The 23,379-nt window shown below is 67.1% G+C and carries 23 protein-coding genes and 1 pseudogene; 15 read left to right on the top strand and 9 right to left on the bottom strand.

Annotated elements, in window-relative coordinates:
* Positions 1-312 precede the first annotated feature (312 nt).
* Both VF992_06225 and VF992_06220 read left to right on the top strand, forming a co-directional pair.
* Positions 313-498, top strand: coding sequence for a zinc-ribbon domain-containing protein (locus VF992_06225; GenBank protein HEX9340752.1), 186 nt, complete (start codon positions 313-315; stop codon positions 496-498).
* A 1,105-nt stretch (positions 499-1,603) separates the two neighbouring features.
* The gene (locus VF992_06220) at positions 1,604-3,370 is read left to right on the top strand and encodes an SNF2-related protein (protein HEX9340751.1); all 1,767 of its coding nucleotides are present in this window, start codon (positions 1,604-1,606) and stop codon (positions 3,368-3,370) included.
* 875 nt (positions 3,371-4,245) lie between these two features.
* Here the strand turns inward: VF992_06220 and VF992_06215 are convergent.
* The gene (locus VF992_06215; GenBank protein ID HEX9340750.1) at positions 4,246-5,316 is read right to left on the bottom strand and encodes a radical SAM protein; all 1,071 of its coding nucleotides are present in this window, start codon (positions 5,314-5,316) and stop codon (positions 4,246-4,248) included.
* A 220-nt stretch (positions 5,317-5,536) separates the two neighbouring features.
* On the opposite strand from VF992_06215, the pseudogene VF992_06210 reads away from it, so the two are divergent.
* Positions 5,537-6,759 (top strand): annotated as a pseudogene (locus tag VF992_06210) (thiolase family protein).
* 13 nt (positions 6,760-6,772) lie between these two features.
* On the opposite strand, the gene VF992_06205 reads toward VF992_06210, so the two are convergent.
* The gene (locus tag VF992_06205; GenBank protein ID HEX9340749.1) at positions 6,773-7,228 is read right to left on the bottom strand and encodes an SRPBCC domain-containing protein; all 456 of its coding nucleotides are present in this window, start codon (positions 7,226-7,228) and stop codon (positions 6,773-6,775) included.
* Positions 7,229-7,273: 45 nt separating this feature from the next.
* Entirely contained in the window at positions 7,274-7,567 is a 294-nt protein-coding gene (locus VF992_06200; GenBank protein HEX9340748.1) for a hypothetical protein, read from the bottom strand.
* Between the two features lie 121 nt (positions 7,568-7,688).
* On the opposite strand from VF992_06200, the gene VF992_06195 reads away from it, so the two are divergent.
* The 4 genes from VF992_06195 to VF992_06180 are packed head-to-tail and all read left to right on the top strand — an operon-like array spanning position 7,689 to position 11,884.
* Positions 7,689-9,056 carry a hypothetical protein gene (locus tag VF992_06195; protein ID HEX9340747.1) on the top strand — a complete coding sequence of 456 codons (1,368 nt, stop codon included), beginning with the start codon at positions 7,689-7,691 and terminating at the stop codon, positions 9,054-9,056.
* A 25-nt stretch (positions 9,057-9,081) separates the two neighbouring features.
* The gene (rsmA, locus tag VF992_06190) at positions 9,082-9,891 is read left to right on the top strand and encodes a 16S rRNA (adenine(1518)-N(6)/adenine(1519)-N(6))-dimethyltransferase RsmA (protein ID HEX9340746.1); all 810 of its coding nucleotides are present in this window, start codon (positions 9,082-9,084) and stop codon (positions 9,889-9,891) included.
* Between the two features lie 47 nt (positions 9,892-9,938).
* Positions 9,939-10,808: a hypothetical protein gene (locus VF992_06185; protein ID HEX9340745.1), complete on the top strand. Its 870-nt coding sequence runs from the start codon at positions 9,939-9,941 to the stop codon at positions 10,806-10,808.
* Complete coding sequence (locus VF992_06180) at positions 10,805-11,884, top strand: NDP-sugar synthase (GenBank protein ID HEX9340744.1); 1,080 nt, start codon at positions 10,805-10,807, stop codon at positions 11,882-11,884. Before VF992_06185 ends, VF992_06180 begins: the two co-directional genes overlap by 4 nt.
* Before the next feature lie 15 nt (positions 11,885-11,899).
* Here the strand turns inward: VF992_06180 and VF992_06175 are convergent, their stop codons facing one another.
* From VF992_06175 to VF992_06150, 6 genes are all read right to left on the bottom strand, one after another.
* Positions 11,900-12,217: an antibiotic biosynthesis monooxygenase gene (locus tag VF992_06175; GenBank protein ID HEX9340743.1), complete on the bottom strand. Its 318-nt coding sequence runs from the start codon at positions 12,215-12,217 to the stop codon at positions 11,900-11,902.
* Positions 12,218-12,286: 69 nt separating this feature from the next.
* Positions 12,287-13,591: an imidazolonepropionase gene (gene hutI, locus VF992_06170; GenBank protein ID HEX9340742.1), complete on the bottom strand. Its 1,305-nt coding sequence runs from the start codon at positions 13,589-13,591 to the stop codon at positions 12,287-12,289.
* Positions 13,588-14,511, bottom strand: coding sequence for a mevalonate kinase (gene mvk / locus VF992_06165; protein ID HEX9340741.1), 924 nt, complete (start codon positions 14,509-14,511; stop codon positions 13,588-13,590). The genes hutI and mvk overlap by 4 nt, the downstream gene beginning before the upstream one ends.
* A gap of 33 nt (positions 14,512-14,544) precedes the next feature.
* The gene (locus tag VF992_06160) at positions 14,545-16,737 is read right to left on the bottom strand and encodes a CDC48 family AAA ATPase (GenBank protein ID HEX9340740.1); all 2,193 of its coding nucleotides are present in this window, start codon (positions 16,735-16,737) and stop codon (positions 14,545-14,547) included.
* A gap of 132 nt (positions 16,738-16,869) precedes the next feature.
* Positions 16,870-17,376, bottom strand: a complete 507-nt coding sequence (locus VF992_06155) for an Hsp20/alpha crystallin family protein (GenBank protein ID HEX9340739.1) — start codon at positions 17,374-17,376, stop codon at positions 16,870-16,872.
* Between the two features lie 189 nt (positions 17,377-17,565).
* Complete coding sequence (locus VF992_06150) at positions 17,566-17,739, bottom strand: DNA-directed RNA polymerase subunit K (protein ID HEX9340738.1); 174 nt, start codon at positions 17,737-17,739, stop codon at positions 17,566-17,568.
* A gap of 315 nt (positions 17,740-18,054) precedes the next feature.
* Between VF992_06150 and VF992_06145 the strand changes: the two genes are divergently transcribed.
* The 8 genes from VF992_06145 to VF992_06110 all read left to right on the top strand — a co-directional run bounded on the left by VF992_06145 (position 18,055) and on the right by VF992_06110 (position 23,371).
* Entirely contained in the window at positions 18,055-18,675 is a 621-nt protein-coding gene (locus VF992_06145; GenBank protein HEX9340737.1) for a hypothetical protein, read from the top strand.
* A 4-nt stretch (positions 18,676-18,679) separates the two neighbouring features.
* Entirely contained in the window at positions 18,680-20,488 is a 1,809-nt protein-coding gene (locus VF992_06140; GenBank protein HEX9340736.1) for a hypothetical protein, read from the top strand.
* A gap of 320 nt (positions 20,489-20,808) precedes the next feature.
* Positions 20,809-21,357, top strand: coding sequence for a hypothetical protein (locus VF992_06135; GenBank protein HEX9340735.1), 549 nt, complete (start codon positions 20,809-20,811; stop codon positions 21,355-21,357).
* Positions 21,358-21,376: 19 nt separating this feature from the next.
* A complete protein-coding gene (locus tag VF992_06130; GenBank protein HEX9340734.1) occupies positions 21,377-21,502 on the top strand; it encodes a hypothetical protein in 126 nt (41 codons plus the stop codon).
* Entirely contained in the window at positions 21,499-22,005 is a 507-nt protein-coding gene (locus VF992_06125) for a hypothetical protein (protein HEX9340733.1), read from the top strand. Before VF992_06130 ends, VF992_06125 begins: the two co-directional genes overlap by 4 nt.
* Before the next feature lie 187 nt (positions 22,006-22,192).
* On the top strand, positions 22,193-22,777 hold the full coding sequence (locus VF992_06120; protein ID HEX9340732.1) for a hypothetical protein: 585 nt from the start codon (positions 22,193-22,195) through the stop codon (positions 22,775-22,777).
* A gap of 59 nt (positions 22,778-22,836) precedes the next feature.
* The gene (locus VF992_06115; protein ID HEX9340731.1) at positions 22,837-23,073 is read left to right on the top strand and encodes a hypothetical protein; all 237 of its coding nucleotides are present in this window, start codon (positions 22,837-22,839) and stop codon (positions 23,071-23,073) included.
* A gap of 4 nt (positions 23,074-23,077) precedes the next feature.
* Positions 23,078-23,371: a hypothetical protein gene (locus VF992_06110; GenBank protein ID HEX9340730.1), complete on the top strand. Its 294-nt coding sequence runs from the start codon at positions 23,078-23,080 to the stop codon at positions 23,369-23,371.
* Positions 23,372-23,379 lie beyond the last annotated feature (8 nt).

Below are 23,379 nucleotides of genomic sequence, written 5' to 3'. Positions count from 1 at the left end.
CGGCGTTCGTTCTCGGTTGGTTAAGCTACACGATCGGTTTCTTCAGGTGATGGACAAGGTCACGTGAAGGGCCGTAATCAACCGATGGCGAAGACCCCCCGTCGCGAAGCTTGCGTCTGAAGTTACTCCCGCGCCTCCCCGGTTTCCCGTGGACGAGATCCATCACGGTTGCATCGATGTGGTCTCGGGACACATCCTCCGGGCCTGGCATCCTCCGAGTCATAGGTCCGTCAAGCCCGCAAAAGTGGCCTAACCGCCGCGTCGGTCCGCAATTGTTGATGAGGATGGGACGGCATTACCCCATGGGATAGCATGTCCAACGGAGGTAAAGGGAGCGGCGCGGAGGAGGTTCTCGCGTTCATCCTGGGCCTCATCGGCATCGGGGCGCTCGTAGCGATTCTCTCCGGTCTGGCTAACCAGCCGTGCCCATACTGCGGCCAATCGATACCAAAGAATTCCAAGACGTGTCCGAAGTGCGGCGCAGGCCTCTACTGGTGAAGGCATGACGTGGCGCGAAGGTGTTCAAAACTTCTACAGCCGAAATGCGACCGCGATGCAGTGGGGCATTGCTATCACTCAACTACTCCTTGTACCCTCGATGGCATTAAGTCTGGTCGGGGTAGTCACAATCGTGGAGCCGGTCCGCACTTGGGTCATCCTCCCCTTGGCGCTGGTAGAGACCGCAAATGTTTCGATTCTCCTGCTTTCAGGGCGGCTCGCTCATGAGCAGGCAGCCCGAACCTGCAACTGGTGTGGGGGCGCGATGCGCCCCGAAATACAGGCTTGGGTATGCACGAATTGCAAGCATGAGGACCGCCGAGACAGTCGAGCAGGACCAGCGCCACCACCTACGATGCCTGAATGACCGAAGCTGGAATCAAGCTTGACATGGCGGACAGCAAGTCCGGCGAACCTGGTCATCTCCGCTTCGTCTTCCGTGCGACTATTCGCGATGTTAATGGTGGTCGATGTGCTGTTGTTCTGCATGTGGATCGTGCTCGCGGTCTTGGCTGCAGGACGCCCGGTCTGAGCGTGTACGCAACCCAGCGTCAGCAGGACAACCAAGATGGGAACGTGCCTGCCCGAATTGGGCGGACATGACGGCTTGTCCGGTCCTCAAGGGTCCACCTGGTCCCATGCAATCTGTATCGGGACGCAAGCGGCCCCGCAAGACATGCAGCGGCAGCGACTCACACGCCGCAGGGGGAATACTCCAGCTCAACATGCTTGCTGCCGCACTCCGGGCACCTCTCCATGCCAGCGCAGAAGCGCTTCGCCCACTGCCCATCAATTTGCCACGATTCCTGCACCGTGCTCGTGTTTCACCTCCTGAGCAGAACTTGCTCACCCTACGCCGGTGGATCCCCAAGATTCTCAAAAATGAGGAGAAAAATAGAAACAAGGAAATTAGACCGCACCACGTCCAGCCGAGCGAACATGGGGAAAGTGCCCGCCCAAGCGGGCGGGCATGATGGGGACGGACGGCGGATAAGGCGACCGTGCCATTTCACCTTGTTATCTCTGCCCGGGCGTAAGGAAACGATTATTATCGCTCTCGGTAATTCCGCGCCGCCTGCGGTGGCAGGTGAAGGGATCCCCCTCTATGTCCTCCCCCGGCCGGGAGGCTTCCTCGGCAGAGGCCGCTCTCGCCCTGGAATTCAGCCCGTCCGATCCGGAACTCCTCGCCCGCGCCTTCGGCTCGCCGGGAGACGGCCCGCGCGCGTGGCGACTGAACGGCGAGGCGCATCGGCTCTCCCTGGTCGACGGCTTCGACCGCCTCCTCGCGTGGCCGTCCCTCCGCGGCGTGCGCCGGTACGAGCACCAGGAGCGCACCGCGATGCGCGTCCTGCGGGATCTGCACGGCCGCGCCGTCCTCGCGGACGAGGTCGGCCTCGGGAAGACGATCGAGGCGGGCCTCATCCTGAAGGAGTACGCGATCCGCGGCCTGGTCCGTCGGGCGCTCATCCTCACGCCGCCCTCGCTGACGTCGCAGTGGCGGGAGGAGATGGAGACGAAGTTCTCCCTCCCGTTCGAGGTGCTCCGCTCGGCCGGCGACTGGGAGCGTCGGCCACTGCTCATCGCGTCGATAGACACGGCGAAGCGCGCGGCGCACCGGCGGGCCGCGCAGGCCCGATCCTGGGACCTCGTCGTGGTCGACGAGGCGCATCGCCTCAAGAACCGCACGAGCTTGAACTGGCGCTTCGTCTCCGGCCTTTCGAAGAAGTACATGCTCCTCCTGACCGCGACGCCGGTCCAGAACGACATGGAGGAACTGTTCAACCTGATCAGCCTCCTCAAGCCGGGTGCGCTGCACACGCACGACGGCTTCCTTGAGCGGTACGTCGCGAGCGCGGACCGTCGCGTGCCGGCGCGGGTGCCGGAGCTGCGCAATCGACTCCGGGCCGTCATGATCCGGAACCGCCGAGGGATCGCCTTCACCCTGCCGCCCCGTCGGGTGCATAGCTTCGCGGTGCGCCTCGGACCGGCGGAGCGGCGGCTCTACGACGACGTCACGGAGTTCGTACGCGACGCGTACTGGGCCGCCTCCGGGCGGCTCCCGTGGACGGCGCGGCTCACGCTCATCGTGCTGCAGCGGGAGATCGGCAGCAGCACCTTTGCGGTCGCCGAGACGCTCGATCGGCTCGCCCGCGGTCCGACGTTCGGCCCGGAGGACTGTGAGCGGCTCGAACGCCTCCGGGACGATGCGCGCGCGATCGCGACGAACATCAAGGCGGACCGACTCCGGACGTTCCTGCGGACGTTCGACGAAAAGGCGCTCGTCTTCACGCAATACGTTCGCACCCTCCGGTATTTGGAGGAGGTCCTCCGGGCCGACGGGTATCGCATCGCGACGTACCACGGGGGCTTGGGAGTCGCCGCGAAGGACGCGGCCGTCCGTGCGTTCCGAAAGGACGGTCAGGTGTTCTTGAGCACGGAGGCGGGCGGGGAGGGCCGGAACCTGCAGTTCGCGCGCGCGGTCGTGAACTACGACCTACCGTGGAACCCGCTTCGGATCGAGCAACGGATCGGTCGCGTGCACCGCCTGGGCCAGGAGCGCGAGGTGCACGTCGTGAACGTCTGGGCGGAGGACACGATCGAAGCGTACCTGATGGAGCTGCTCGACCGCAAGATCCACATGTTCGAGCTCGTCGTCGGCGAGCTGGACCTCATCCTCGGTCAGCTCGACGAGCGGCGATCGTTCGAGGAGCTCCTCCTCGACGTCTGGGCGTTGCGGGAAGCGGAGGAGCGACGCGCCGCGATGCGGAGGCTCGGGGACGCCCTCGTCCGCGCCCGGGACCAGTACGATAAAGTGAGGGAGCGAAACGAGGAGGTCCTCGGCGAGGTTGGCGGGGAGGCGCCGCGTGACTGAAGCGACGCGCCTAAAGGAGTTCGTTCGGGAGGCGCTCGCCGATCTGGGCGCAGAGGTCTCCGAGGCGGAGTCGCTCTTGTGGGTGCGAGCTCCAGAGTCGGTCCAGCGAGAGCTCGAGGTCGGGGCGGAGTTCGCACTCGCGTTCGATCCCTCGCACGTCGGCGAGTTCGGCGCGGAGATCGTGGCCCCGGGCAGCTACTTCCTCGAACGGCTGTTCGCGTCCGCGACGCGACGCGGGCGGTGGGACGCGGTCCGCGTCGAGACCGTCGACACGTCGTGGGTCGCGGGCGCGATCGCCGCGTCCGGGCTCACTGTCACGGCGACTCCGGAGGTCCTCGAGACCACGGAAGACATCCTCCTCGTCTTCTCGTTCCGGACGACGCTCGCCTCCGATGAGAAGCGGGAAGCGTTCCACCGCTTCGCGGTCTCGACCGCGGACGACTCGGTCTGGGCCGTCGACGATGCCGAGACCACCGTCGTCCCGGCGATCCTCCCGGATTTTCGGCCGAACCTCGAGCCCGCGTACCGTCGCGCCGCGGATGGGTTGACGGATCGGATGCGGGACGAGGTCGAGCGATTCCGGGCGAAGAGCCTCGGCCTCCTCGAGGAAGAGGTCCGGCGGATCTTCGGCTACTTCGACCCGACGATTTCGGGGATTCGCGAGGCCGACCCGAACGGCTCGGCGGATCTGGTCCGTGCAGCGGAGGCGGAACGGGATCGGCGGCTCACAGAGGCGCTGGAGCGGTTCGAGCCGCACGCGACCGCCGTGCTGTGTTCGATCCGCGCGGTCCTCACGCCGTCGGTCCGGCTGCGCCTCCCCATCGTCGACGGCGACGCCGAGGCGCGCGTCGACGCCTGGTCTCGCCGCGTTCGTCTCACGCGAGTCGCGTCCGCTCGACTTCCAGCCCGTCCGCCGTCGGATACTCCTCGACCAGGAACGCCGGCCGATGCAAGCGGGGAGCGAGCTCCTCGAGGACCCACGGCGCGATCTCAAGGCGCTTCCGCGGGCCGTCGACGCCCATGAGGTCCCTCGGCACGCGGTACCTCCGCGTGAGGTCCTCCTTCAGGCCGTCGAGGTCGGATCCTTCGACGATGCCCTTGATCAGCGTGCCGTCCTCCGTGATGACATCCCAAGGCCGCGCGACGCTCTCCGCCCGTCGCTTGATGCGCGACCGGAGCTGCCATCCGTCCTTGTACCCGCTCGTGCAGTAGTGAACCGTCGTCTTCCACCGCCGCCCGAGGATCCGCAAGGCGACCGCGTCGGCGCCCTTGACGCCGTACGAGAGCTCGTGCTTCATCTCGTACCCATGCACGCGCATGCGGCCGAAGTTCGCTTCGGAGAACTCCATCTCGTTCAGGTTGACGAACGCCAAGCCTTCGGCCTCTGCCCATTCGATCAGCCGGACGAGGTCCGCCTCCCGCTCCGGGATGAGCGGGATCTCCAGGCCGACCGTCACGCCGAGCGACCGGCCGAGCCGCGACGCCGCGACGTAGGCGCTCGACGCCGCTCGTGCCCACAAACCCGGCGGCACGTGGAACCTGATTTCGTCCAGGCCGGCGTCCGCGAGGGCGCGGATCTTCTCCGGATCGGTTGACATCGTGTACAGGTGCGTATGGAACGCCGGGCCGAATTCCTCCTTCAGGATGTGGATGTAGCGGCACGTTCGCTCGACCGCATCGAGCGGGTCGCCGCCGGTGATCCCCGCGCCGGTGGCCCGGATCGCGCGGGCCTCCTCCAGGACGTCCTCGTCCCGCGTCACCCGCTTCTCGTCGGCGAAGACGACGTCCTTGTACATCTTCTCGTCCGAGACCGGGCAATAGAAGCAGTGGAACGAGCACACGCCGGTCACGAAGAGCACCATCTTCGCGCCGTCGGTGCACTGGCGGCAGCCGACGGGCAGGGAGCCGCGGGCGAACCCTCCGAACGGACGTTCCTCGAGTCGCACGGCCGTCGAACGGACCTCCGGGGATAAAGGTTCGCGGTCGGGGGCCTTGCCAGCTCAGAGGTCCGGTCTCGGTCATACCTCTAAGTAGAGGTATGTCTCGGGGACCCGAAGCCCTCCCGGTGGCGTGGGTGAAACCCTCCAGCGATCGCGCGCCGATCCGAATCCCGAAGTCCAAATCCTTCGGTGCGATGGAGGGGTCCACCCAGGGAGGTCGACACCTGTGCCCGAAGCCGTGATCGTCGAGGCCGTGCGTACGCCGATGGGCCGCCACCACGGCGCCCTGACGGACGTCCGCCCCGACGACATGGCGGCGCACTCGTGGTCCGCGAGGTCGTTCGGCGGGCGGGCATCGATCCCGCGCTTGTCGAGGAGGTCTACATGAGCTGCGCGAATCAGGCGGGCGAGGACAATCGAAACGTCGCGCGCATGGCGGCGCTCCTCGCCGGGTTCCCGGTGTCCGTTGCGGGCGTGACGTTCAACCGGCTCTGCTCGTCGGGGCTGGCGGCGATCAACGCGGCGGCGCGGTCGATCAAGGCGGGCGAAGGCGAGGTGTTCGTCGCCGGCGGAGTGGAGAGCATGACGCGGGCGCCATACGCGATCCCGAAGAACCCCGAGGGCGCGATGGGCAACGTGACCGCGTGGGATACCACCCTCGGCTGGCGGTTCCCAAACGCGCGCCTCAAGGCGCAATACGGCAACGAGTCGATGGGCGAGACCGCGGAGAACCTGCGCGAGGGTGGGCCGACGATCCCGCGCGAAGAGCAAGACCGCTTCGCCCTCGAGAGCCACCGTCGGGCGATCGCCGCGATCGAGGCGGGGAGGTTCGCGGAAGAGATCGTCCCGGTCCCGGTGCCGCAACCGCGGGGCGAGTCGATCCTCGTCTCCCGAGACGAGCCGCCGCGGGCCGACACTTCCCCCGAGGCGCTCGCGAGGCTCCTCCCCGTGTTCCGAGACGGCGGCACCGTGACCGCGGGCAACGCGAGCGGCATCACGGACGGCGCGGCCGCGGTCCTGGTGATGAGCGACCACACGGCGACCGACCTCGGCCTGCGGCCGCTTCTGCGCTTCGTCGCCTCCGCCGTGGCCGGCGTCGAGCCGCGGACGATGGGGCTCGGTCCCGTGCCCGCCACGCGGAAGGCGCTCGCGCGCGCGGGCCTTCGAATCGAGGATATCGGCCTGATCGAACTCAACGAGGCGTTCGCGATCCAAGCGCTCCGGGTCATGCGGGAACTCGGCTTCCGTCCGGAGATCACGAACGTGAACGGCGGCGCGATCGCGCTCGGCCACCCGCTCGGATGCAGCGGCGCGCGGATCGTGTGCACGCTCGCCCACGAGATGCGTCGGCGTGCGCCGCGCGAGAGGCGGCCGTACCACGGCCTCGCGACCCTGTGCGTCGGCGTGGGACAGGGCGAGGCGACGGTGTTCGAGTGGGTCGGCGGCTGACGCCTCGGTCGCTTCACTCGGAGCCGGCGGAGGCGCCTTCAAGGAACGTCTTCAACGACTCGAGCGCGCTCGCCCACAGGCCCGGCCACTCTCCCGGGACGGGGTTCGGGGCGCGATGGACCAGGTGCACGAACGTCTGCGCGCCTCTTGGGCTGAGTTCGTACGCGACGCTCGTCTCGACCGAGCCGCCTTCGTGGGGGATCGGCCACATGAACGAGAGCTTCCCCGGGCCATCGATCGCCGTGATCGAACCCTCGACGCGGCCGTCCGAAAGCGTGCCTTCGTAGCGGCCGCCCAGCTCGGCCTCGACCCGCGGATCGTCCGCCCACCATTGCCCGAGTTGCCCGGCGTCGACGAGCGCCTCGAACACCCGGGGGATCGGAGCCGCGATCGTGATCTTCGCGTCGGCCAGGAGGACGCTGCGCGCCGGCGGGGGCGGCGGCTTGCCGGGCGTCGGGGGACCGGACATGGCTCCGTTTGCATCGAACGCCATCGGATAACGTTGCCGGCGGAATCACAGCGGGTTCTTGCAGCGCGCGCAGACGAGGCGACAGTCCTGCTTGCACTCGAGGCAGGTCCCGTGCAGGAATCGCTCCCGCACGGGGGCGTGGTGGCAATCGCTGACCGCGGTCACCATGTGCCCGCAGTAGTCGCACAGGTGCTGGACCGGCTTCTTCCCCGCGACGTACCGCTGGTACGCCATCAGGATGGCGAGGACGAGGACGAGCGCGCCGATGATCGAGGCGACCATCCAACACTGGAGGCTTCCCTCGGCCTGGAAAGGCAGCGCGTCCCAGGGGACGGGCACGCGACCCCATCCGGATTTCCCGTTCAAATACTGATGGGTGAGAATATCCGTCGTTAGACGATTCCCGAACGAGAAACGTGGTCCTATATCCCGCACGGCCTCTACGTTCCGCGGTGCGACCATGAGGTGGACCGCCCGCACGGTCGTGTTGGTCGTCACCCTCGGCCTCGGCTCGGTAGGCGCGGCGTGGGGCTTCCACGCGCTCCTTCCCGCGGATGGCGCCGGGGGAGACTACGGCCTCGATACGAACGGGAACGGTGTGTTCGAGTGGCTCGTCGTCGAGGCGGACGTGTCGCTGCCGCAGGCGGGGACGTGGACGATGTACGCGGACCTTTCGGCCTCGAGCCCGCCCGTGGATGGGCCGTGCGCCGCCGGGTACCGAATCCCGCCGCCGATGCCGCCGATCGTCGCGACGAGCGATGCGGTATATCCGATCGCCTGGACGAACGAGCGGTACTTCTTCCCGTCGGGCGAGCAGACGATCCGCATGGCCTTCGTTGGCACGGACATCGCGCGCGCGGGCGTCGACGGTCCATATGAGGTGCACGCGACGCTCTTCCTCGGGGACGTGATCGTGTACGATGCCGCACGGCTGCTCTCGGAGCCCGCCGGGGACTTCCTCGAATGGAACTACACGACGAAAGCGTACGCCGCCTCCGCGTTCGAGGCGCCCATCCGGCCCGCGTACTTCACGGGCTGTCACACGGACCAGGCGGTCGACGTGGACGGCGACGGGCTCGCGGACTTCCTCGAGCTGCGTGCCGATGTCCACGTGAACGTCGAGGGGAACTACAGCCTGAACGGCGTCCTCATGTCGCCATCCGCCGACGTCGTGACGATGATCGCGTACGCCTACCGGACCGTCACCCTCGCGGCCTCGGACGCGAGCGTATCCCTGCGGTTCCGCGGGGACCAGATCCGTTCCGCGGGGGTCGACGGACCGTGGAACTTCTCTCTGACGCTGTACGGGCCGGTCGACGACCGCCTCGACCCCGCGGCGCCCGATCCGGGCGGGTCCCTCGTGCGCCCGCAACCTCTCTCCTATCCGGAGATGCTCTGCGGCTCAACATCCGCGTACCGCGCGACCGACTTCGACGACACGGTCGAGCTCCTCTCGTACACGGGCCGGTTCGAGGAGCTCACGCCGGATCGTGATGCCGATGGAATGTACGATAGCCTGGTGATCCGCGCGGAGGTCGACGTGTTCGTCTCCGCGGCGTTCGACGTGTCCGGTCTCCTGCAGCCCGTCGGGTCGACCGGGGACGTCGCGAAGGTCTCCGCTCAGGCGTGGATCCTCGAGGGCACACGGTGGGTCGAGTTCGTCTTCGCGGGCCCGGACATCCGCACGAGCGGGCTCGATGGTCCGTACCTTGCAACGCTCTCCCTCACCCCGACCGCCGGGCGCATCGATCCCACGACGACGTACACGACGCAGGCGTACCGCGCGGCCGACTTCGACGCGGCGGGCCCGACCGGAACGCAACCCTAAATCGTCGGGCGGCCGTGCCGCATCCGTGGACGAGGACGCCCGCCGCACGCTTCGTCGCCTCGGGATCCGGCCCCGGAAAGGGCTGGGCCAGCACTTCCTCATCGATGGGCGAGTCGCGAACCGCCACGTCGGCCATGCGAACGTCGGCGCCGCGGACGTCGTGCTGGAGATCGGTCCCGGCCTCGGCATCCTGACGCGGAGGCTTGTCGAGCGGGCGCGGCGCGTCATCGCGATCGAGGCCGACCGTCGTTTCGCCGTCTACCTGCGAGATTCGCTCCCCGAAGTCGAGGTGATTGGGGGCGACGCGCTCAAGGTCGAGTGGCCGCCGTTCGACGTGCTCGCGTCGAACCTGCCCTACAAGATCTCCTCGCCGATTACGTTCCGGATGCTCGAAGAGCGGTTCGACCGGGCGGTCCTGATGTACCAGTGGGAGTTCGCACGGCGGATGATTGCGAAGCCGGCGACCGCGGATTACTCCCGGCTGAGCGTCGGGGTCTACCGCCGGGCCGCATGCGAAATCCTGGAGCGGGTCCCACGGAACGCTTTCCACCCGCAGCCGCGCGTCGACTCCGCGCTCGTCCGGCTCGTCCCGCGTCCAAGCCCATTCCCGATCGCGGACCCGGTCCGGTTCGACGCGGTCGTGGACGCGCTGTTCGCGCATCGCCGGAAGACGGTCGAGAACGGCCTCCGGCTCTCCTGGCGGGCGTTCGCCGAGACGCCCCACGCTCTCGAGTCGATTCTCCCTTCCGTCCCGTTCCGGACGCGCCGCGTCGAGGAACTCTCCCCGGACGAGATCGGTCGAATCGCCGATGCGATGCGCGGTGCAAAAGGTTAATGGGCAATCCGCCAATCGCCGCACTCCAATCGGCCCTGGGGGACCAGATGGTCCGGAAGAAGACCCTTTCTGAGATGGAACAGGCGGAGATCAAGCTCGAGAGCCTCCTCGAGCGACGGGCCGCCCTGAACCAGGAAGCCTCGCTCCTCCGTCAGGAGCGGGACCTCGTGCACGAGAAGAAACGGCAGCTCGCGCCGAAGCTCCGGGACTTGAAGGACCGGCGGGCCGACCTCGTTGCGAAGGCGCGGGCGCACCGGGCGAAGCGCGACGAACTCCAAGGGAAGGCGAAGGCCCTCATCGAGCTGAAGCGGAAGATGCGCGGGTCCGCATCCGGGGACGTCGGGGCGGAGCTTCGGGCGATGAAGCGGCGCGTTTCGCAGATGGAGATGCGGCAGCAGACCGCGTCCCTCACGCTCAGCGAAGAGAACGAGCTGCTCGACGAAATCAAGCGCTCGATGAAGCGCCTCCGCGATCTCGAGGCCCTGAAGGCGGACCAAGACAAGATCGCGAAGGAGGTCCGGGACATCGATGCCGGGATCACGGAACTATTCCGAGCCGCGGAGAAGGAGCACGAAGCGGCTCTCGTCCTGAGCGGGGAGGCGCGCGCCGTCCACGACGATTCACTCGGCCTCGTGCGGGAGATCTCGGCGCTCGTCTTCGAGGGCGACGAGAAGCACGAGTCGTACCTCGCCGCGCGGGACAAGGCCGATGAGATCCACGCGAAGGTCGTCGAGATGCGGGACAAGGTCCTCTCGATTCGGGGCGCGAAGCGCACGGAGGCGCGCGAGTCCCGCGATCTCCTCCGGACGCAGAACCGCCAAGCCCGGGCCCTGTCCGATCCGAAGAAGCTCGAGGACTCCGCCGACCGGGCGTTGAAAGCGCTCCTCGAGAAAGGCCGCGTGGAGATCGGCCGATGAAGGCCGTCGTCCTCGCCGGAGGAGAGGGGACCCGGCTCAAGCCGCTCACCTACAAACGGCCGAAACCGCTGATGCCGGTCGCCGGCCGGCCGTGCATCGACTACGTCCTGCGCTCCCTCGCGGCGTCCGGATTCCATGAGATCATCGTGACGACGGCGTACCTGTCGGACGCCCTGATCAAGTCGATCGGCGACGGCGTCGACTACAACGCGTCGATCCTCTACAGCTTCGAGGAGAATCCTGCGGGCACCGCGGGCGCGGTCCGTCGGGTCGGCAGCTTCATCGACGAGACGTTCGTCGTCGCGATGGGGGACCTCCTCTGCGACGTCGACTTCAAGGCGCTCTTCGACTTCCACAAGCGGAGGGGCGGCGTCGGGACGATCGCGCTCACGGAGGTTGACGACCCGACGCAGTACGGAATCGTCGGGCTCGATGGGAAGGGCCGGATCGCGAAGTTCCGCGAGAAGCCGAAGCGGGAGGAGGCGTTCTCGAACCTCGCGAACGCAGGCATCTACGTGCTCGAGCCGGAGATCCTCGATTTCATCCCGGCGGACCAGAAGTTCGATTTCGCGAAAGACCTGTTCCCGAAGCTCCTCGCGAAGGGCGTCCCGCTCCACGGCTCCAAGCTCGATGGCGTTTGGATGGACATCGGGCGGCCGCACGACCTCTGGAAGGCGAGCATGGAAATCGTGCGGCGAGAGGGCAAGCCGCTCCGGCGGGCCGGGATCGCGAGCGAAGGGCCTGTGATCCTCGACTCCGCCGCCCGCGTGGAGGACGGCGTCACGATCCGAGGCCCGTGCTACGTCGGGCCCGGCGCGCTCTTGCGCCGCGGCAGCGTCGCGGACAACGCCTGCCTGTACGAAGGCGCGCGGGTCGAAGCCAAGGCGGTGGTCCGCAACAGCATCGTATTGGAGGGCAGCGTCGTCGGGGCGGCCGCGGAAATCGTCGACAGCGTCGTCTCCCGGAACTGCATCATCGAGGACGGAGCGCGCATCGCCTCGAGCATCATCGGGGACTCGATGACGATTCGTGCCGGATCGCGGCTGGAGAACGCGACGGTCTCTCAACCGCCGTAAGCCCACCGCCGACGGTTAGCGGACCGCCTCTGGGGAGACGAGCACTTCGTAGTGCGAGACGCGAGGTTCCAGCTCGAGGAGGAATTCCCGATCCCGCGGATAGTAGACGGCCCTCTCCATGTCCCGACCCGCGAATCGTCGGATTGCGTCGAACGAGTCCCAGAGTGAGATCAGCAGGAAGTGCGTCCGCTCGCCCTCATCCCGTCGCAAGACATAGACGCCTTGGTTGCCTTTCGTCTTGCGATACTCCTTGACTCCGCTCTCTTCAAGGTAGTCGGAGTAGTCGTCGGCCTTCGATTTGTCCGTCACCCCGTGCCAGGTTCGAGCGATCATCGGGATCCGCCCCGGCCAGATGCCGATTCGTCGGCAAGAAGGTGCGCCCGGCACATGACGGCGTCCGAACTAGCGGGACGCGGCGTTGACGCGACCCCTCTTCACGACCGTCCGGACGGCATTTCCTCCGATCCGATAACCCAAGTGACGATGGGACGGGATGTCCAGGACGAGGAGATCGGCCTGCTTCCCGGGTTCGAGGCTCCCGACGTCGCCAGCGCGGCCGACCGCATGTGCTGCGTTGATTGTGGACGCGACGATCGCCTCCGCAGGAACGAGGCCGTTGTGATGGCAGGCGAGCGCAGCGGCCAGTTGCAACGACTCGCACCAGCAGTTCGGGTTGAAGTCCGTCCCTAAGGCGACCGGCACCCCGGCCGCGACGAGTCGCCGTCCGTCCGCGAACGGGAGTCGAGAGGCGAGCGATGTAGCCGGGAGGAGCACGCCAATGACGCCGGCGCGGGCCATCGCGTCGATCCCGTCCCCGGACGCGTGCGCGAGGTGGTCCGCGGACACCGCGCTGAGCTCCGCAGCGAGCGCGGCGCCGCCGGTCTCGGCAAGTTCGTCCGCGTGGATCTTCGGAAGCAGGCCCGCGACCTTCGCTTTCTCGAGGATTCGCCGAGCCTGCTCCGGCGTGAAGTACCCCTCGTCCACGAACACGTCACAGAAGGTGGCGAGGCCAGTCGCCTGGACGGCTTCGAGCATTTCGCCCGACACCAAGTCGACGTAGGCATCTGGACGGCCATCGTATTCCGGCGGGATTGCGTGGGCCCCGAGGAACGTCGACACGACGTCAACGCCGGCAAGGGACGCGGCGCGGGCGGTGGCGCGCAGCATCTTCACTTCATCGTCCGTCCGCAGTCCGTATCCCGTCTTGACTTCGAGCGTCGTCGTCCCGGAAGCGAGCATCGATCGCAATCGTTTGGAACCGGTGCGGACGAGTTCGTCCTCCGAGGCGTCCCGCGTCGCGCGGACCGTGGAGAGGATTCCTCCCCCGCGAGCGGCGATCTCGGCGTAGCCGAGGCCCCGCGCCTTCCACTCGACCTCGTGCTCGCGCGAACCCGCGAAGACGGTGTGCGTATGCGCGTCGACGAAGCCTGGCATCATGACGCAGCCCGCCGCGTCGATCCGAACGTCGGCGCGGGGATGCCTCGATTGGACGTCGGAGGCCGTCCCGACGTCGACGATCCGGTCCCCCTCCACGTAAACGGCTCCGTCCTCCACGATTCCGAGTTCCGCCGCGGCCGCCCCCGCCCGCGGCCCGGGTGGACCGCGCAGCGTGAGGAGTTCCGTGGCGTGTTCGACGACGAGAGTTCCGGGGGCCGCGGCCTTCTCTCCTCTCGTCGCGCGGACCTTGTGCGCCTTCGCGGGCATCATGGCAGCTTCGTCACTCCAACCGATTCGGGCCGTACGACGAACGCCTTCCCGCCCGCGGCGCGGATCGCCCCCGCGGTCTCCTCGGGCCGGTCGGTGAGCGCCACGATGCTCCCGCCTCCGCCGGCGCCGGTGAGCTTCGCGCCGTAGCTCGAAGGGCGTGCGGCCGCGATGAGCCGGTCGAGCATCGGATGGCCCACGCCGAGCTCGGTCAAGAGGGCGTGGTCCCGATCCATCAGACGTCCCGCCTCGACGAGGTCCTGCCGCCGCAGCGCGGCGAGTCCGTCGAGCGTGATCCGACCGATCTCCCGGACCATCTCCGCCGCCTTCGCGTCGCGATCGACGCGTTCCTTGACCTTGGCTACGAGGGGCCCGGTCGCGGCGCTGACGCCCGTGTTGCCGATCACGAAATCGAGGTCCGGGAGGCTCGCCCGGTGGAGGCACCACCGTCGCGTGTCGCGCTCGATCGTCCACAGGAGGTCCTGCCGCGGCTCGCGGAGGACGAGCAGCGCCCCGCCCGCCGTCGCGGTGCTCGTGTCAATCGGACTCGCCCGGCCTTGGACCTCGTGCTCGACCTCGAACGCCTCGTTGGCGATCGTTGGCGCGTCGAGGGCTCCTTTCGTCCCGTGGAGCGCACCGAGGGTCGCGACCGTGACCGCGGCGGACGATCCGAGGCCCGCCCCGCTCGGCACCATCGAGCGTACCTCGACCCACATCGGGCTCCGGACCTTCGCCTTGACGATCGCCGCCTTCACGTATCGATACCGAGGTTCGTCGATCGACCCTCCGTCCGCCCGCCACACCTTGTGCGGGCGCACGAAGACCTCCGCGCGCAAGTTGATCGCCGTGCAAAGGGCGGGCTCGCCGAAGACGACTGCGTGCTCTCCGAAGAGGATCAACTTGCCGGGAGCGGAGGCCGCCATCGGCGGCGATTCCCCGCGCCGCGACTTAATGCTTTAGCTCACTTCGGGGCTCTCCGGGAACCGCGACGGCATCCGGCTGTAGAGGGACGGGTCGCCCGTCTGCGGCTGGACTCTCTTCAACGCGGCTTCGAAATGCCTCTTCTCGATCGTCACCTTCTTCAGCGCCGTCTCATCGAGGTTCGGATATTCCGTCGCGGTCTCGCGAATCGCGAGCATCGCGGCCTCGTTGCACACGGCGGCGAGTTCCGCGCCCGTGTATTTGTCCGTCCGTCGTGCGATGTCGTTCAGGTCGACTTCCTTCGCGAGCGGCTTCTTCCGCGTGTGGATCTCCAAGATTGCCTTGCGGGTCGCGAGGTCCGGCGGCGGGATGTAGATGTGCCGGTCGAAGCGCCCGGGCCGGAGGAGTGCGGGGTCCACGAGGTCCATGCGGTTCGTCGCGGCGATCACGGTGACGTTGTGCAGTTCCTCGAGGCCATCCATCTCCGTGAGAATCTGGGAGATCACGCGCTCCGTGACCTGGGAATCCTCGGCGCCGCCCCGGACCGGCGTGATCGCATCGACCTCGTCGAAGAAGATGACGCACGGCGCGGCGGTCTTCGCCTTCCGGAAGGTCTCGCGCACCATCCGCTCCGATTCGCCGACCCATTTGCTCATGAACTCGGGGCCGCGGACGGAGATGAAGTTCGCCTCGGATTCCGTGGCGACCGCCTTCGCCAGGAGCGTCTTGCCGGTGCCCGGCGGTCCAAAGATGATGATGCCCCGCGGCGGCCGGGCGTCGAAGTGAGCGAACACCTTGTTCATCCGCAGCGGCCATTCGATCGACTCGCGCAATTCCTGTTTCGCCTCGTCGAGGCCGCCGATGTCCTCCCAGCGGACGTTGGGCTTCTCGATGAGGACCTCGCGCAACGTGGACGGCTCCATCTCCCGGTACGCTTGCAGGAAATCGTCTCGCGTGACTTCGAGCTTGTTCAAGACCTCCGGTGGGACTAAGTCGGCTTGGAGATCGATGTCCGGCAAGATCCGCCGCAAGGACCGCATCGCGGCCTCCTTCGACAGCGCGGCGAGGTCCGCGCCGACGTACCCGTGTGTCAGCCCCGCGAGTTCCTTCAGGTCCACGTCCTTCGAGAGCGGCATGCCGCGGGTGTGGATCTGCAGGATTTCGAGCCGGCCGTCGCGGTCGGGCACCCCGATTTCGATCTCACGGTCGAACCGGCCGGGACGCCGCAACGCCGGATCGAGCGCGTTCGGTCGATTCGTCGCTCCGATGACGACGACCTTGCCGCGCGCTTGCAGGCCGTCCATGAGGGCGAGGAGCTGGGCGACGACCCGACGCTCGACCTCGCCCGTGACCTCGTCTCGTTTCGGCGCGATCGAATCCAGCTCGTCGATGAAGATGATGCTCGGCGCGTTCTCCTCCGCCTGCTTGAAGATGTCCCGCAGGTTCTCCTCGCTCTGCCCGTAGAACTTCGACATGATTTCCGGGCCGGAGATCGAGTGGAAGTTCGCGTTGGTCTCCGATGCGACCGCCTTCGCCAGGAGTGTCTTCCCCGTCCCCGGCGGCCCATGGAGGAGCACGCCTTTCGGCGCCTCGACGCCGAGCCGCTCGAACAGCTCCGGATGCCGGAGGGGGAGCTCGATCATCTCTCGGACCTTGCGGACCTCCACCCCAAGCCCGCCGATGTCCTCGTAGTCGACCTTCGGGACTTTCGCCTCTTCCTCCTTGATTGGCTTCTCCGCGATTTTGACCTCCGTACTCGCCTCGACGACGGCCGCGTCGGCGCCGGGCGAGAACGACGTGACGACGAAGTCGAACTTTCGGCCCATGACGCTCACGCTGATCACGTCCCCGCGGGTGATCGCCCGTCCCCGGAGGACTTGGGCCATGTACTGCTCCCCGCCCATGATCCGAATCGGCTCCGTCGGCGCAAGGGAGACCTTTTCCGCGGGGCGTGCGAGCGCCCGGCGCAGGCCCACCTTGTCGTCGATGCCCACGCCCGCGTTTCGGCGCTGCATCCCATCCATGCGGATCACGCCGCGGTTCGCGTCCTCCGGGTACCCGCGCCGAACGCTTGCCGCGGTGGACTTCGCGCCTTCGATGAGCACGATGTCTCCTTCTTTCAGCTCGAGGATCTTCATGACCTCGGGGTCCAGGCGGACGCTCCCGCGGCCGGCATCTGCCGCTTTCGCCTCGGCGACCCGAAGGAATTTCTCACGGCCGCTCGCCATAGTGGGCACGTCTCCTCTCACCGGGCGCCGCGAAGCCGGCGGCGGTGCGGCGTCGCAAGGAATCGGGGTTACTTGAACTCATGGAACGGCGTTCCCTCCGGAAACACGCAAAAGAAAGGGAGAGAGGGCGGATCAGTCCACCCGCACCTTGACGGGCTTTGATGGCTGGGTCGGCTCCTTCTTCGGGACGCGGACCTCCAAGACGCCGTCTTCCAGCGTCGCGGCCTCGAGCTCTGCCTTGACTTCCTCCGGGAACGAGAGGAACCGGCCAAGCGCTTGGTAGCTGCGCTCCTGGAAGTAATACTCCTTGTCCTTCTCCTCCCGCGAGCGTTCCGTCTTCGCGCGGATCTCGATCCCGTGCGGCGTGACGTTCAGGTCGATGTCCTCCTTCGCGACGCCCGGAATCTCCGCGCGCACGACGAACTCGGAGCCTTCGTCGATCAGGTCCACGAGCGGCTGCCGCACTCGGAGCCCGGATTCGCCCCAGCGGGCGAGAGGGCCCCAGAAGCGCTCTTCGACGCCTCGGCGGAACTCGTCGAACCATCGGTCCATCTCGTCGAACCAAGTGAGCGGCGAGTCCGTCATCGGCCGCGCCAGGCTCGTCTCCTCCTTGGACACTGGCTTGTTCTTCCGTACCATCTCTTCCACCTCCGGATGTCGGTAGAGACGGCCAATTATGTGTATGCGGTTCTATATAAACACATCGATTCGAGACTCCGCCCCCCGGGGGATTCTGGGGCACAGCGTCCGCCACTCGTCCTTCCGGGGGAGTTCCGTCGGCGTCCGATCGTACGGACCTCGGGCGTTCCGAGGCCCGGGACGACCAAACTACATCTCGCGCTTCACCGTGATGGGGATCGCACCGCTGTTGAACTCGACCCACGCGATCTCGATCGGGTCGACGACGCCCGGTGGTACGTCCACGAGGATTGGCGATCCCATGCTGATTTGCAGCGCCCGCGCTCCGATGATCCGGGCCTTCTCAAATCGCGTGTACCGCATCGCGGGTCCCAGGGCAGGCCGCGGTCGATAGTATCCACTGTCGGGCGGGGACGGCCGTAGGACGGCGGAATTGGATGCCTCTACTTCAACCTTGCTTCCAACGGTCGGGAATCGCGGCCGTCCCGATGCGTGGACGGCCATTCGTCCCAGGATCGCGTCGTCGCGTCCGCGCGGCACTTCGCGCGACCGATGTTTCGTTCTGGCCGATCATAATCGGAGGTGAGAATCCCGGGGATTCCCTTAAGAACCCGCAGCTCCACGACGAATAGAGTTCGGCCCGTGCGGCCTAGTCCCCCCCCCAGTGGGTTCCCCACCATGGACCAGCAAGCGTTCCGACAGACGATCGTCCTGCTCTCGGGGGAGCACAGCCTATCGATCCTCCGCGCGCTGCGCGACGGCGGCTGGCATCTCTCGAGCGAGGTCGCGCGGACCCTGCACATCCACATCTCGACCGCGTCGAAGTTCCTGCATCGGTTCGGGGAGCTCGGCCTGCTCGAGCGCCGGCCGCACGATTCCCGGACGTCCGAATATCGCCTCCGGAACGCCCGCCTCCAGCTCGAGCTCGATCTCGAGGACGATGCCGGACCGCTTCGCGAGGTGGTCGACTTCTACGTCGCGTACTTCCATTCCCTGTTCGAGCGGATCCGGTTCGTCGGGACGCCGTCGATCGAGGTGGAGATGGAGCACCGGCTCACCACGGACCACCAGGAGCTCCGCAAGGCCGTCTTCGATCAGATGGTCGCGGGCAGCGACGGAGGCATCGACCGTCTGCGCGAACTCGTCGCGACGGTGCACCGGGACCTCTGGAGCGTGTGCGCGCAGGGCCTCGGAGCGGACGCGGCGAAAGAAGTCTTCCGGTCGGCCCTCTGCGACGCGATCGACGTGCATCCGGACCTCGCAATCCGGTGCGGCCTGACCCGCACCCTGGAGGCGTGATCCGGTGGCGCAAGACGAGGACCGGCAGCGGCGCTTGCAGTTGATCACGCAGATCGCCCGCGAGCGACTGAAGCTCAATCCGGACGATGCGGACGCGCTCTTCGCGATCGCCGCGGCGCAAGGGACGCTCGGCGACGCCCGGAGCGGGGTGCAGTCGCTCGAGCGCCTCGCGAAACTCGATCCGAATTACCCGGGCCTCTGGATGTTGAAGGCGAAGCTCCACGCCCGCCTCGGTGAGTCGGATTTCGCGCAGCAGAGCCGCCTTCGGGCCGCCGAGGCGGGATCCGACGAGGCGCGGCCTTCTCGATCCACGTCGCCGTGTCCGATGTGCGAGAGCCCCGTCCCGGCGGAGGCGACGCGGTGCTCGACGTGCGGCGTGGAGTTCGAGCCGACGGACGCCCTGGAGGACGAGCTCGACGAACTCGGCCACGCCGCGATTCAGGAAATCGTCCAAGAGGAGTTCAAGGACGAAACCAAGCCGTCGCTTTTGGAAGCGGCACCGGCGCCAGCGACTTCAAAGCCGAAACCCTTGGGTGCCCTTCCCGCAACCCAGCGTGCGCCTCCCGCGGCCCCGGGTTCAGGGGCCTACGGACCGTCTGCGGTAGGCGCCGGTGCCGATCGGGCTGAGGATTCCCCGGAAGCGCAGGCCGCGTTTCGGCGTCGGGTGCAGCGCGTCGCAAAGGGAGCCCAGGACCGGCTTCGCCGCGATGAGCGAGATGCGGATGCCCTCTTCGCCCTCGCCGCCTCGGAAGCCATCCTCGGTGGCGCGGCGGTCGCCGTAACCCTCCTCGATCGGCTCGAGGCGCTCGATTCGAACTACCCGGGCCTTTGGGACCTGAAAGCGAAGCTATACGCCAGCCTCGGGGACGCGCAGCGTTGGCAGGAAGCCCGAAAGCGCGCGGACCGGGATTACGCGGAAGCGGCCGCACGTTCCCCCGACGGGACTCCATGCGCCGCATGCGGTTCCCCGATTCCGGCGGGCGTGGAGGTGTGCCCGTCGTGCGCCCGGCCAGTTGGGAAGGAAACGGATCTCGCCCAGGAGCTCGACACGCTCGTCGATTCGATGCTCGGGAAGGAGGTTTCGACAGGCGCTCTTTCGGCCGAAGTCGCCCCCGAGCTTTGGGACGAGCTCGCGGCCCTCGCCGCCATCGAGCCAGCGTCCGCCGAGGCGTCCGGGGCGATTGCGCCTCGACGAGAGCCCTCGCCGGGTGCGGAGAGCTCGGCGACGGCGGTGCGCCGGCGTCGCGCGGGCGACCGGGAGAGGCCCGGCGCGCAGGGGCGCCTCCGGCGGCTCTTTGCGTCTTCGGCGCTAGCCCGGTTCGGGATCCCGATTGCCGTCGCGGGCGCCGTCCTGCTCGTCCCCCTGTTGCTCCTCACAGGTGGCGGTCCCTGGGGCCCGGGCCAGGACCAGAACATCGCGAGAGCCACGCCGCAGATCAACGGGCTGAACCTCAACCCGGCCTACGGCGACGTCGTCGGCGGCACGCAGTTCTCGTTCACGGTGACGGTCGCCCAGAATTCGTACGTCGTCGCGAAGGACGTTCGCCCCGTGATCTCGGTGACGAATCTGAGCGCAGGTACGGATGTCGTGTTGATCGCCTCGTTCGACGGGGTTACTTACGCGCTCACCTCGCCCACCATGACCCAGCAGGGATCGACGTCTTACTACGACTTCGGGACCTCGTTCCAGCAGAGCGTCGCGGCCGGGGCCACGGGCGCCTCTGCCCCCACGTGGTACGTCCAGTTCCACTACGCGGTCTCGAGCCTGCCGGCCTCCGTGATTAGTTGGAATGCACAGCTCGTGACGGGATAGGCCCCGACGCAACGTGAAGGCATGAGGGTCCGCGCGTTCCGTGACGCCGGACGTCGGAAGCCGCGCGGTGATCGGCGATCTTCGGCGGAGCGCCGAGAATGTCCGCAGCGATCGGATTGGAATCTCACGCGAGAATGGCGAAGAAATCCTTAAGGGCGTGTACTCCCGCGTCTGGTCCGCGGAGCCCTTGAGCGGATTTCATTCGGCTTCTGAGGACCCCACCGCGAGGAAACGCCACCGCGATTTCGCGATGCGGGCGCACATGGCCGTGCGCGGACAAGCAGGGCGGAGGCGGTGAGGCGACGAAGACAGAAACCCGCGTGTTCGACTACGCGAGCCTCGCACGTCGACTTCTCCAGAAGAAGGTCTTTCACAAGATTCCGGTGGTGGCGCTCGTGGCGATCGTCTTGGCGGGCTTCGCGGCGGCTGCCGTCCTCGTCGGGCCTCCGGGGCAGAACCAGAATCAAAACATCGCCGAGGCGATCCCGCAGATTAGCGGGCTGGAGGTGAACCCGCTCTACGGGGACATCCTGGGCGGCAAACAGTTCTGGTTCAACGTGACGGTTGGGACGAACACGTACAAGATCGCCGAGAACATGCGGCCTCTGATCTCCGCCACGAACTTGACCGCGGGCACGGACGTCGTGCTGATCGCCTCCCTCGACGGGATCTCTTACTCCTTCACGAACCCGACCGTGACGCAGAGCGGGTCCGTCTTCACGTACGACTTCGGGACCTCGTTCCAGCAGAGCGTCGCGGCCGGGGCCACGGGCGCCTCCGCGCCGAAGTGGTACTTCCAGTTCCACTACGCGGTCTCGACCCTGCCGGCCTCGGTGGTTACATGGTCCGCTCAGTTCGCGACCGGGTAGAACGCGCGGAGACATCGTCATGACGAAGTTGGACGCTCCGAACACAGACGCCCTGGGAAGGACGCTTGCGGCCGCGGGCCATGCTCGCTTCGTGGCCGGGCTGCACGCCGTGCTTCTACGAGCGGAGGCGGAGGGGAAGGCATGAAGCGGCGCCCGGTCAAGAGGAACTTCCGGGTGAAGCCCCGTCATCTGAAAGACTGGGCACGCGACCAGGCGAACATGGCGCGCGACTTCTTCGGCGCGCAGACGCCGCTCTTCGCGGTTGCGAAGTCCCTCGAACGGGATCCCGGCCTCTCGAAAGCCGTCCGTCGAGCCCTCACGCGCGAGTTCCGCGGGCGCGTGAAGTTCACGAACGAGATCGCGAAGGGGTGGCGTTGCGAAGCCTTGTCGGTCACGGTCGAGCCGTCCAAGTGCTCTCGGTGCGGCGAAGCCGCGAAGAACCTGAAGACGCACGTCGCGTTCTTGGATCGCGGGAAGGTCGTGCCGACTCCCGAAATCCACGCCACGCCCGCAGTGTGCCCCGCGTGTGGGCACGTCGAGGAACCGGGGGAAGTCCCGGAGAATCCGAGGGACGTCGAAATCCCCGGAGAATCGGTGGAAGGTGCCGGGGAACTCCAAGCGGTTCCGGAGGAGATCGCGGACCTGTGACGGACAACCGAATCACTGGTGAAAACGGGCTCGACAAACTTAAGGTCTCGCTGAGCCAGCCTCCCGAGGGAATTCGAATGCCCGACCTCCCTGCCAATTACCACGGTCCCCACCTTGGACTGCATGAAGCCGCCGCGCGGGCGCGCGCCCCCTCCGGGCCGACGAACAGCGCGGGGGCGGTGAGACGATGACAGAAGTTCGGACAACGATTTTCGATACTGGGAGCGTCGGCCGGCGGCTCCTCCGCGCGAAAGCGTGGGGAAGGGTCCCGGTCGTCCCGCTCGTCGGAATGCTCGTGCTCGGCGGAATCGCCGCAGCGGTCCTGCTCGGTCCGTCGGCTCAGCAGACGACGCACATCGCGGAGATGACCCCGAGCGTCGTGAACGTCCCGACTGAGATTCTGTACGGTGAGATTCTGTCCCAAACTCAGCACCCGTTCCGGATCGATATCGCGCAGAACTCCTACTCCACGGATCGCTCGGGCGTCCACCCGATCGTGACGATCACGGCGAGCCCTGGCGGATTCCCAACGGATTGTGCGTCGAACCTCATCGTCAAGGAGTCGAATGACGCCGGTTCCACGTACCCGACGACCCTGACGGGAACCTACGCGGGCGGCGTCTGCACGTACACGTCGCTGAACACGCAGACTGTCACGGCGGGAAGCACCACGCCCAAATGGTACCTCGAGTTCGCGGTCATCAACGCGAACCTGGCGGCGGGTGCAAGCGGTACACAGATCACCGTGACCGCGCAGTTCGACGGAACGTGACCGTAGCATGAGGGGCGCGAACCCCTCCCCTTAAATTTCACGCGCGTCCAAAGGAGACGATGAACACCTTGCCCACTGAGAAGGCCCGGATCAGACGCCGGCGCAGGCCGGTGCACACCGTCGCAGCCGCGAGCCTCCTTCCGTCGTTCGCCGAAGTCGACCCGCTTTTCGTGGAGATCGGCAACCGATCCCATGAGGAGAGCGGGCATTGGGCCGCGGTGGTGATTGAGCGAAGTGCTGGTTTCGGCGACAAGGTTGAGTCTTTCGAACGTAAGCAAGATAGGCCGGACTGGTGAGGAAATGAGCCATCGGAGGAACCCGGCCAAGATCGCCGAGCGCAAGCGCCAAGAGCGGATCGAGGGGGGAGACCTGATCGACAAGATGGCGGCGTCGCCGTGGCTCCAACGTCGGGGCCGCGAGCTGTCCAAGCTGCTCCGCCTCAACATCCGTGGCGCCTTGGCGCTCACCGCGGGCTTTGCGACTTTCCAAGCGCTCGATCCGTGGACGACGAGCTTGGCGGACCGCGCGCTACCGATCCTGGTCATCATGGGATTCGCGGCGGCGCTGGTCGTGCACCGGAGGTATCTGCCATGAGGATCATG

It is taken from the genome of Thermoplasmata archaeon (genome assembly GCA_036395115.1).
In the GTDB taxonomy this organism is placed as follows: Archaea; Thermoplasmatota; Thermoplasmata; order RBG-16-68-12; family RBG-16-68-12; genus RBG-16-68-12.
The sequence above is the reverse complement of the archived record's forward strand: the minus strand, read 5'-3'. Positions and strand labels throughout refer to the sequence as shown.